Origin of the sequence: Actinomadura sp. NBRC 104425, from assembly GCF_030269545.1 — a bacterium.
Lineage (GTDB): Bacteria > Actinomycetota > Actinomycetes > Streptosporangiales > Streptosporangiaceae > Spirillospora > Spirillospora keratinilytica.
Window position 1 is genome coordinate 1 of record NZ_BSTN01000055.1, and the last position, 10,258, is coordinate 10,258.

The 10,258-nt window shown below is 70.3% G+C and carries 10 protein-coding genes and 3 pseudogenes; 9 read left to right on the forward strand and 4 right to left on the reverse strand.

Annotation, left to right across the window (positions count from 1 at the left end; all coding sequences use genetic code 11):
• Positions 1 to 166 (forward strand): annotated as a pseudogene (locus tag QSK22_RS32790) (two-component sensor histidine kinase); the annotation flags it as partial.
• Positions 163 to 822: a response regulator gene (locus QSK22_RS32795; RefSeq protein WP_285498383.1), complete on the forward strand. Its 660-nt coding sequence runs from the start codon at positions 163 to 165 to the stop codon at positions 820 to 822. The pseudogene QSK22_RS32790 and the gene QSK22_RS32795, both read left to right, overlap by 4 nt.
• Before the next feature lie 21 nt (positions 823 to 843).
• Here QSK22_RS32795 and QSK22_RS32800 read toward each other — a convergent pair whose 3' ends face one another.
• Positions 844 to 1,578 (reverse strand): SDR family oxidoreductase, encoded by a 735-nt coding sequence (locus QSK22_RS32800; RefSeq protein WP_285498384.1) that lies wholly within the window; start codon positions 1,576 to 1,578, stop codon positions 844 to 846.
• Positions 1,579 to 1,991: 413 nt separating this feature from the next.
• On the opposite strand from QSK22_RS32800, the gene QSK22_RS32805 reads away from it, so the two are divergent.
• Complete coding sequence (locus tag QSK22_RS32805) at positions 1,992 to 2,771, forward strand: SAM-dependent methyltransferase (protein WP_285498385.1); 780 nt, start codon at positions 1,992 to 1,994, stop codon at positions 2,769 to 2,771.
• Positions 2,772 to 3,019: 248 nt separating this feature from the next.
• On the opposite strand, the gene QSK22_RS32810 is transcribed toward QSK22_RS32805, so the two are convergent.
• Positions 3,020 to 3,739, reverse strand: coding sequence for a class I SAM-dependent DNA methyltransferase (locus QSK22_RS32810; RefSeq protein WP_285498386.1), 720 nt, complete (start codon positions 3,737 to 3,739; stop codon positions 3,020 to 3,022).
• 215 nt (positions 3,740 to 3,954) lie between these two features.
• Here QSK22_RS32810 and QSK22_RS32815 point away from each other — a divergent pair, with 215 nt between their 5' ends.
• Together QSK22_RS32815 and QSK22_RS32820 are read left to right on the forward strand one after the other, a co-directional pair.
• Entirely contained in the window at positions 3,955 to 4,440 is a 486-nt protein-coding gene (locus tag QSK22_RS32815; protein ID WP_285498387.1) for a cytochrome c-type biogenesis protein, read from the forward strand.
• A 204-nt stretch (positions 4,441 to 4,644) separates the two neighbouring features.
• The gene (locus QSK22_RS32820; protein WP_285498388.1) at positions 4,645 to 5,412 is read left to right on the forward strand and encodes a hypothetical protein; all 768 of its coding nucleotides are present in this window, start codon (positions 4,645 to 4,647) and stop codon (positions 5,410 to 5,412) included.
• A 997-nt stretch (positions 5,413 to 6,409) separates the two neighbouring features.
• Here the strand turns inward: QSK22_RS32820 and QSK22_RS32825 are convergent.
• Positions 6,410 to 6,592: a hypothetical protein gene (locus tag QSK22_RS32825; protein WP_285498389.1), complete on the reverse strand. Its 183-nt coding sequence runs from the start codon at positions 6,590 to 6,592 to the stop codon at positions 6,410 to 6,412.
• A 678-nt stretch (positions 6,593 to 7,270) separates the two neighbouring features.
• Positions 7,271 to 7,650: pseudogene (locus QSK22_RS32830) on the reverse strand (transposase); the annotation flags it as partial.
• Between the two features lie 505 nt (positions 7,651 to 8,155).
• Between QSK22_RS32830 and pyrH the strand changes: the two are divergent.
• The 4 genes and pseudogenes from pyrH to QSK22_RS32845 form a co-directional block, all read left to right on the forward strand.
• Positions 8,156 to 8,872 carry a UMP kinase gene (gene pyrH, locus QSK22_RS32835; protein WP_285498390.1) on the forward strand — a complete coding sequence of 239 codons (717 nt, stop codon included), beginning with the start codon at positions 8,156 to 8,158 and terminating at the stop codon, positions 8,870 to 8,872.
• 144 nt (positions 8,873 to 9,016) lie between these two features.
• Positions 9,017 to 9,640, forward strand: a pseudogene (locus QSK22_RS32840) (galactose-1-phosphate uridylyltransferase); the annotation flags it as partial.
• 14 nt (positions 9,641 to 9,654) lie between these two features.
• Positions 9,655 to 10,005, forward strand: a complete 351-nt coding sequence (locus QSK22_RS33950; RefSeq protein WP_352231515.1) for a galactokinase family protein — start codon at positions 9,655 to 9,657, stop codon at positions 10,003 to 10,005.
• Positions 9,942 to 10,258, forward strand: a 317-nt coding sequence (locus QSK22_RS32845; RefSeq protein ID WP_502872399.1) for a GHMP family kinase ATP-binding protein, incomplete at its 3' end; no start/stop codon positions are given. The genes QSK22_RS33950 and QSK22_RS32845, both read left to right, overlap by 64 nt.

Genomic DNA, 10,258 nt, shown 5'->3' on the forward strand with positions numbered 1-10,258 from the left:
CACCGACGGCACCGGTTCGCGCGCCGCGTCCCCCGGCGGAAGCGGGCGGGGCCTGGCCGGGCTCCGGGAACGCATCGACGCGTTGGGCGGCGACTTCACCGCGGACCCGCAACCCGACGGCGGCTTCGTCGTCCGCGCCCGCATCCCCGCCGGGAGCCCGTCGTGAGCCAACCGATCCGGGTCCTGGTCTGCGACGACCAGGCGCTGATCCGCACCGGATTCGTCACCATCATCGACGCGCAGCCCGACATGGAGATCGTGGGCGAGTGCGAAGACGGGCGCACCGCGGTCGACCTCGCCCGCCGCCTGCACCCGGACGTGGTGGTCATGGACGTGCGGATGCCGGTGCTCGACGGCATCGAGGCGACCCGCCTGCTCGCCGGCGCCGGGGTGGCGCAGCCCGTCAAGGTGCTCGTGGTGACGACGTTCAACCTGGACGAGTACGTCTACGAGGCGCTGCGCGCGGGCGCGAGCGGCTTCCTGCTCAAGGACGCCCCGCCCGCGCAGCTGTTGCACGGCATCCGCACCGTCGCCACCGGTGCCGCGCTGCTGGCGCCGGAGGTGACGCGGCAGCTCGTCGGCAAGTACGCGGCGCGGATCCGTCCCGCCGAGGCCACACCGGACGACGTCGCGCTGACCCCGCGCGAACTGGAGGTGCTGCGTCTCATCGCCAACGGCCTGTCCAACAGCGAGATCGCCGCGACGCTGGTGATCAGCCAGGAGACCGTGAAGACGTACGTGTCGCGCATCCTCACCAAGCTCGACCTGCGCGACCGCGTGCAGGCCGTCGTCTACGCCTACCGCAGGGGCCTGGTGACCTGATGCCGCCGCGCGGGACTTCCCTCAGCGGGTCCGCAGCCAGTCGCGGTAGCGAGTGGCGGCGAGGCGGGCGCCTTCGGGCGCGGTGAGCACGTCCCCCTCGACGGCGGCGAACATGCCGGCGGTGTCGTCGGTGACGACGCGGCGGCCGTCGCCTGCCGCCTCCAGAGTCATGCGGCCGAGCTCGTCGAGCGGGAACACCTCGGGCCCGGCGATGCCGCGGGTGCCCCGCAGCGGGTCGCCGGCGGCGACCTCTGCGACCTCGGCGGCGACCTCCGCGGAGCTGATGGGCTGGACCGGGGTGGACGGCAGGCGCACGACATCGCCGTCGGTGGTCGCGTCCAGCACCGCCGGGACGAACTCCATGAACTGGGTGGCGCGCACGATCGAATACGGGACGGGGCCCGCCTTCACCAGGTTCTCCTGCAGCGTCTTGGCCCGGTAGTAGGCGAGGCCGGGGACCCGGTCGACGCCCACGATCGACAACACGACGATGTGCCCGACGCCCGCCTTCGCCGCGGCGGCGAGCAGATGGCCGGCCGAGGTGCGGAAGAAGTCGATGGACGCCTCGTCGAAGGTCGGTGAGTTGCTCACGTCCACCACGGCCCGGGCGCCGCGCACCGCCTCGTCGAGGCCCGCGCCGGTGAGCAGGTCGATCCCGGTGGAACGGGAGTGCCCGGCCGCGTCGTGCCCTGCCGCGACGAGTTCGCGCACGACCTGCGAGCCGATGAGACCGGTGCCGATGACTGCGATCCGCATGGCCTGTCCTCTCCGTCCGCCGCGCGGCGAACACCCCTGTGACCTGGGCGTTCTACCCCTCCAGGGACCCCGCTACCGGGCGGTGAACGGCGCCCGGTGGCGCGGCGCCTTCCGGACGGGCTCGGCACAGCCGACCCCGCCGACCTGGGCGACACGGTTGATCGACCGGCTCCTGATGCACGGCTGCCGACGCCGCGCGCATGCCGTGGCCCAGGGGCGGCGGCGCGGCATTTCTCGGTGGCCTTGATGTGACTTTTGTCGCTCGAGCGAAGACGGAGCAGGTCGTGCGGCCGGTGCATTCGCCGGCTGCTCGATCTGTGCATACGGGCCCGGTGATCGGCCGACCGGCACCTATACGCTACTGCCGTACCGTCGGCTCCGGGAAGCGACCCATGACAGAGATCCCCCCTTCTGTGGACCTGCGTACTGACGAGCCGCACCCCGCGCGGGTCTACGACTTCTTCCTCGGCGGCAAGGACCACTTCAGCGTCGACCGCGAGTTCGGCCGGCGGGTGCTGGGCATCTGCCCGCAGATGCGGCCGCTGGCGCAGGCCAACCGCAGGTTCCTGGTGCGCTCGGTCGGCCTGCTCGCGCGCGAGTACGGGATCCGGCAGTTCCTGGACCTCGGCACCGGACTGCCGACCTCGCCCAACCTGCATGAGGTCGCCCAGGGCATCGCCCCCGACTCCCGGGTCGTGTACGTCGACAACGACCCCATCGTGCTCGTCCACGCCCGTGCGCTGCTGACCAGTCATCCCGAGGGCGCCACCGACTACATCGACGCGGACGTCGTCGACATCGACCGCATCATCCAGCAGGCGGCCCGGACCCTCGACTTCACCCGGCCCATCGCCGTCAGCGCGCTGGCCCTGTTCCACTTCCTGCCCGACCCGCAGCCCGCCGAACTGCTGGCCCGTCTCCGCGACCGGTTGGCCCCCGGCAGCTTCCTGTCGATCAGCCACGTACTCCCGGCTCTGCGCGACGTCGCCACCGCCTACCAGCAGGCGATGGGCCTCGGCACCCTGCGGGACAGGGACGAGATCAAGGCCCTGTTCGGAGACTTCGAGCTCATCGAGCCGGGCCTGGTCGAACCGTACCTGTGGCGGCCCGAGCTCGGGCCCGACGGGGAGGAGCCGGACGACGAGATCGCGAATCTGGGAGTCTGCGGGGTCGCCCGCAAGCCGACGCAATGATCCACCCCGGCTCCGCCGCGGCCGCGTCGCACGACCGCGCCCGAATCGTCCCGCCCGTGTACTGATCACCCCGTTGGCGCATCGACCGACCCGGTGACGCCGCCCCCTTCAACCCGCGTCGCCCGTGTGTGAACGGTCGCCTTCCGTCCGGAGAGGGCGGCCCGGCCGCCGATCAGGTGGGGCTCGGCATGCTGCCGGCCGAGGCCTACAACAGGAGCCGGGAGCGCATGAACGAGGCCGCGGACCGGTCAGGACGTGCCGGGTCTGCGCGCGAGAACGAGCCGGTAGCGCGGGCTGCCGTCCTCGCGACGTCCCAGGGCGGTCAGGGGAACGGTCGTCACGGTGAATCCGGCCGCCGTCAGGTCGTCGCGGACCGCGTGCAGCGGGCACGTGCGGTAGTACATGACGAACGGGGGCCGCCGCACGGCGTTGCGGACCCGCATGACCAGGTCGAATCCGAGCAGCGCCCAGTACCAGGCCGAGGTGATGGGCTGGGGTGCGCCGATCGGGAAGGCGAAGAGCCCGCCGGGCCGCAGCGCGCGGTACACCCCGGCGAACAGCGCAGGACGTTCTGCGGGCAGGAAGTGCCCGAGCGCTCCGAAGCTCACCGCGAGATCGAAGTCCCCGGCCAAGCGCAGGTCTCGGACGTCGGCCCGCACCCACTCGGCGTCCGGGTGCGCTCTGCGCGCCTGCGCGAGCATGCCCGCGCTGAAGTCCACGCCTGTGATCCGCCCTTGGCACAGGGGGCGCAGGACCCGCATGCCCGCACCCGTGCCGCAGCACACGTCCAGTCCCTGCCCGAACGGCGCCAGCGGACGAAGCGCGTCGGCGGTCGCGTCGAGAATGGCGTCCGGGGTGCGGAAAGGCGTGTGGTCGAACTTCGGCGCGAGCAGGTCGTAGCCGCGCTCGACAGAGGACAGCGCCTGCACCGCCAGTTCACGCAGAGAGGGACCTTGGGGCGAGAACACCGCCCAAGCCTACTTCCGGGCCCTCGGCCGCGTGCCGCGGCTATCCGGCGGCCCGCGGCGACATCGGCCGTGCACACTGACGTAACCCCAGGTCAGCCGACTTTTCGCGAGCGGATGCGGATCGCGCACTTCGAAGGCGACGGCGTGGGCGCAGTTGACCGCGGCTTCCGGCTCTGGCGAGGATGCGGGTGAGAGCGATCCGAAGGAGTCACGGCATGGCGATGGCGATCGAGCGACAGCAGCGCGCAATGCTCGGCCATCGCCAGAACTTCTTCGGGCGCCCGGTGTCGTTCACCACCATCGCCTGGAACTACAGTGGCCGAATTTGGGACGTCGAACGGCCCGAGGACGGAGAACCAGCCCGTCGGCACACCGTCAGGTGTCCGGTGTGCCAGGAAACGCTGACCTATGCCGTGCACAGCATCGCGGCGACGCGGCGAAGGCGGGTCCGCCAGTTGATAGCGGCCGTTGTCTTCCTGATCGCCACGGTACCGGTGTTCTGTCTGATCATGCTGGACCCCGGTAGTCCCGTCGTGCTGTCCATCGCGTACGGCGGCGGAAGCCTGACGTTCATCACCGGCTGGCTGCTCGCCTTCGCCGCCGGCCAGGAAAAGGGGTTCGCCGGTCACGGGTCCGCCTGGCCCGGTTACCTCAAACACAGGGTGTTCGTCCCGAACACCAAGGACGGCCGCTGGGGCTGACACGCTCCCTGGCCTAGCAGGGTCGGTGATATGCCGTATCACGCGGCATTTCTGCGGCGATGGCGCCGCTGGTCGGTTCGGGGGCCGCCTGGCCGAGAGTCGCGTGCCCCTGGCGCTGGGGTGCGACGCCGTCTTGGGAGAGGTTCTGGCGGCGATCAGGTGAATCCTCGAACGTCGGACGGCGGATGCCTCTACGGTCGAACCATGGTCGACCTCACCGAGTACGAGCGGCGCGGCGACCTCGACGCGCCATTCGAACTGACCAAGAAGCACGAGCGGGCGCAGAAAACGGCCGAGCGCATCCGCGAAGCGGTGCGGTGCGATGTCGCTCCGTTGACGTGGGAAGCCTACGTCGCGGGAGAGCCGTGTCCCGGTTGCGGTCTCCCGTATCGAGATGAGGAACCTTGGGACTTCAAGGGCACCATGTACTTCACGGAGGAGGAGCGCGCCCGCTACGACGCTGAGCAGGCGCGGTTCAAGAAGGCGCACGGCGACTGCCGCTCTCATCGCCACTCGGTCTCGGGATCGCTGACCATGCACTGCGGCAAGTGCTGCCCGCCGCCGCCGCTGCCGCCACGGCAGATCGGAGAGATCGGCCGCCTCCTCGGGACTCCGAAGCAGCCCCATGAACTGATGCGATGGCGCCTCCGGTTGTACTGCGGCCACGTCGTGGAGAAGCAGGCGCACTACACGCACAAGACCCTTCACTCGGCGTTCACGGGCTCCACATCGTGCCCCGAGTGCGGTCTCGATCCGGCGACCATCGTGGACGGCGAGGCCGTCGGTCTCGTCGAGGAGCCGCCTGGTCCGGCCAAGCCGTCACCTGCCGCGCCACCCGCGGAAGCCCACGAGAGCCGAGCTGGAAGCGAGAGTGCGCGAACTGGAAGCGGAGATCGAGCGGCTTCGCGGTTCGTAGCCGCGACGGGACATTGCCGCCCACGGCGGGCCGATTCGGCTTCCACGCCCGCATGACCTGCGAACCGCCGTCGGACTGCCTCCTGTGGGAGCACCTGCTCACGTCCCAGAGCGTCGTGACCGGGCAGGGGACGTGATGCCGCCCGGCGCGGACTTCTGGCTGTTCGACCACAGGCGATGTTCACCTCCTGAGGGCCGCAACCCGATGTCATGTCCAGGGCCGCACTGCAGATCACCATGTGGCGAGGCCGCAAATCGGTGCGGTGCGGAGACGTCGCCGACCGCACTGCGCGCCCAGCTCCGCGCCGTCGCGGCATGGCATTGTCGGCTCGGAGCCGGACCGCCCGTGCTTCCCTTCCATGCCGCCAGTCCTCGATGCTCGGTGGGGTAGGCCGCTACGCGGTTCGCCTGCATGGTCAACTCCCCCTTGCCCAGTCTCGATCCGGTGGACGCGATCTCGGCGTGTCGGCGGAGCTCACCGACGGGATCGTTCAGGAACGAGGCGCTGACGACCGAGGATGCGTTGTCGGACGTGTCGGCGCGTGTGGTGGTCCTCTTACGTGCTCCATCACGTCGGAGGGGATCCGGACGACCCGTGCGGGCGATTCGCCGATCCATGTCACAAGATCCGTCGCAGTCCCTCGCGCGCTCGGGGAACCCGCCGACGCTCACGACCGCAGCGCACCTCCCGCTGCGGAGGGGCCGACCCGCCGGCCTGGTCGAAGGAGAGGTGCCCACGCGGAACTGGGTCCGTCGCGAGGGGCGAGATGGAGTCGCTGCCGAAGTTCCGGCAGGTGACATGGCTGTCCGCGCGACGCCGCACCGGATGGGCACCGGCACGTGGCCCCCGTCCGCCATACCGGAGGCCGTGTTCGACTCCGAGGGCATCGACCTGGACTTCACGAAGCGGGCCGCGGGCGGCGCCGTCGCACGCAGGCACGGCGGGCTGCACTTTGCCGGTCGGCAGGGCGACATGTGCGATTCCGGCGTCATCGTCAGGAAGACGTCGACGCCGTACGTCCACGCCTCCTCCCGGCCGTCGGCACGCGCTTCATCATGGACGCGAAGAAGCCGTATCGCGGTTCCCGACGCCCGCGTAGATCAGCGGGACGGTCGGGCCTCCCTCGTACCACCGGCGCGGATACACCGGGAGCACCGTGTCGGCTTCTTCTGCCGCGTCCGGGTAACGGTCCACCCATTCCGCGCCGACTTGGTACAGGTCGGCGTCGATCGTCATGGCGGCGGCCGCGTCGTTCTCCGCGTAGCAGCGGAACAGCGCGAAGAGATTGCGACTCTTCCGGCATCAGGACGCGTCGCGGCATTCTGGTCCGGGTGGCGGCGAATATTTCGGCCATGGCGTCCGGGAGTTGTTGTCCACGTTGACGGGCGGCGGTCGTCGCGGTATCGCGAACGGGATATCGCCTGATCCGCCGGTCTTCTCGATGTTCTTGGGTAATGCGGACGACAAACCGCTTCCCGAGAGGGCCGTCCGTCTTTCATCGTCAGCTGCTCGGCTGTGGCGTCCGGGCCGAAAAGACTGGGCACAGTATCCGCCGCCGCACAGGACCATTGCGTCACAGTTGAGGGATTCTGATGCAACGACCTTGGCCCGCGCGTCCGCCGACGCCTTCCGCTCGGCCCGCCCGCAGTTCGCCTCCGTCGTGGCCACGCCGAATCCGACATTCATGCAGTGCAGTGCGATGGGGAGGTCGAACGCCCCCAGACCAGCGAAACAGATGCTGTTGCAAGACCAATGTTCGGGGAGCTGCACCACACACTCCTTGCCGTCCGTGGCGGGCGCCTGCGGTATGCCGTCCGGTGCCCGCCAGTCCGCGCCAGCGAGAATCGAACCCGCCCCTGCTGCTTGTCGCGCTCATGGAGAACCGCCGGGCCCGGCAGTGGTCAAGAACCCGTCTTATCTGGTAAGTCGGCGATGGCAGATGAGGGCGCAGGCGATGGCGGTGAAGGCCAGGCAGTGTTCGGCTTTGCGTTCGCAGCGGCGGTGCAGTCGGCGGAAGCCGTTCGGCCACGCCACGGTGCGTTCGACCATCCAGCGGTGCCGGCCGAGGCGGTCGGAACGCTCGATGCCGCGGCGGGCGATGCGCGGGTGATCCCACGACCGCGGAGCAAAGCGTGCACGTGGGGATAGTCGTAACCCTTGTCACCGTGCAGCCTGCCGGGACGGCGGCGACGCGGCCCGCGCCGCGATCGGATGGGCGGGATTCCGCGCACCCGCGGCTCCGGGGCCTGGCTGTCATAGGTGTCGGCGGCGGAGATCCCGACAGACAGCGGCAGAGCGTCAACAGTCGAACTGCGGAAAGTGACAAGGAGCAAGAGCGCCGGGCGTCAACGGCGCCTTGGCCGAGACTTCCCCCACCGCGTCGCGTAGGGCCCGATCGACTTGCTCAAGCTCCGCGGACCGGAGCGGGCGGAGACCCGGCGGCGGTTGACTTCTTTCGCGAGATGCCGGTCGCCAGATGTAGTCACAGCTCGGAGTATGGCCGTGTTGGTGGCGGCGCAATGACGCAAAGCAGCCCTTTAGCGATTTCGGCAGGCGGCTTTTTGTAAGGGCACGGATACCTGCATATGTTGCGTCCGATGATCGTTTCTTGTCGTGCGGGGCATGTGGACGCTGCCATGGGGATGTGTATGTACGACGACATGCGGGCCTCATTCGAGCAGGCGGTAGAAGCGGACATGCGGGAACACGGCTGAGGTCAATAAGATGTCCCGCAAGCGTGCGCTCGGATGGTGGCGATCGGCACGCCTAGTCCAGAGGGGTGTGCTAGCCTGTTCGCCTGTGACGCGATACAAGAGGGTCGTCGTGAAGCTCAGCGGCGAGGCCCTGGCGGGCGAGTCCGGTTGGGGCGTCAGCCAGCAGATGCTGCAGCAGCTCGCTGACGAAATCATTGCCCTGTACGACAACGACATCCGGGTTGCCGTCGTCATTGGAGGCGGCAACTACTTCCGCGGTCGAATGGCCGCCAGTTGGGGCATTTCCCACGCCGAGGCCGACAATATCGGAATTCTCGGTACGGTGATGAACGCGTTGATGCTGCGCGGCGTTCTGACCGCCCGCACCGACGCGGACATCCGGGTCATGACGGCGATTCCGATCCAGTCGGTCGCGGAGCCCTTCATCCGGCTCCGGGCCATGCGTCACCTCGACCACGGCTGCATCGTGCTGCTGGCGGGCGGCATCGGGCAGCCCTACGTCACCACCGACTACCCGTCGGTCCAGCGGGCGCTCGAACTGGAGGCCGACGCCCTCCTGGTGGCCAAGCGCGGCGTCGACGGCGTCTACGACCGCGACCCGAACCTGCACTCGAACGCCACGCGGTACCAGACGCTGCGCTACGAGGAGGCCATCACGCGCGGCATCTCCATCATGGACAGAAGCGCGTTCATCCTGGCGCACGAGCAGGGCCTCACCATGCACATCTTCGATGTGACCCGGCGCGGCGCCATGCTCGACGTCTGCAACGGCGAGGACATCGGCACCACCGTCCACGCATGAGTTCCGGCCGTTCACCGGCCGCCGCCGACGCCTCATCCCGCACGCGCGAACAGCGGACGCGACGACCGCGAGACCCCTGACACAGCGGCGCGTCCGGCTCTCCGGGCACGTGCCGCGCACCGTGACTCAGCCGGTCGGCCGCCCGTCGCCCGCACGGCCGCGCTGTCCCGGATCGAGGGCGTCGAGCAGGTGTTCTGCTTCGAGAGCCGCGGCGAGGAGATCGGCGTGACGCTGTCCCACCCGCACGGCCAGATCTGCGCCCACCCGTTCACGACGCCGCGGACGTCCCGCAGGCTCGGGGCGGCCGCGCGGTACCGCCGCCGCACCGGTGGGGACCTGCACACCGACGTGCTGGACGCGGAGCGCCGCGCGGGCGTCCGGGTCGTCGCGGAGAACGCGCACTGGACCGCCGCGTTCGTCCCGGCGGCGGCGCGCTTGCCGGTGGAGGTCCACCTGTACCCGCGCCGCAGGGCGAAGACGATCCCCGACCTCGACGGCGCGGAGCGCGACGCGTTCGTCGCGCTCTACCTGGACCTGCTGGCCCGCTTCGACCGGTTGTACGACGCGCCGCTGCCGTACATCGCCGCGTGGCACCAGGGCCGGGTGGACGACCCTGACGACCTCGGGTACCTGCACCTCCAGCTGTTCTCGATCCGGCGGTCGGCGGACAAGCCGAAGTGCCTCGCCGGATCCGAGTCGGGCATGGGCGCCTTCGTCACCGACGCCCTCCCCGAGCAGGCGGCGCGCCGCCTACTCGGGGAGGTGTGAGCGTGCGCGGCGGAGTGTGGTCCGCGCCGGGACGGGTCGACATCATCGGCGAGCACACCGACTACAGCGGCGGCTTCGCGCTGTCCTTCGCGCCCGCGCGCCGCACCGTCGTGCGCGCCCGGCCCCGCGCCGACGGCCGCATCGCGGCGGTGTCCGCCCGGGTACGGCGCGGGTCGAGTTCCCCGCCGCGACGGTCCCGGGCAAGGTCACCGGGTGGGGAGCCCACGTCGCGGGCGTGGCGTGAGCGCTGGCGCGGGCGGGTCTCGCGCCGCCGGGGGCCGGCCTCCGCATCGAGAGCACCGTGCCGCACGGCGCGGGCCTGTCCTCCTCGCACTCGCTGGAGTGCGTCGTCGCGCTGGCGCTGACCGGCCTCGCGGGCATCGAGGCGGACCGCGCCGAGCTCGTCCGGATCGTCCAGCACGCGGAGAACGGGTACGTCGGCGCGCCCACCGGCGTCATAGACCAGATGGCGTCCCTCTACGGGGAGGACGGGCGGGCGCTGCTCGTCGACGCGCGACACCTGACCGCCGAGCCCGTCCCGTGCGACTTCGGGGCCGCGGGGCTCGACCTCCTCGTGGTCGGCACCCGGTCGCCGCACCGGAACGCGGACGGCGCGTT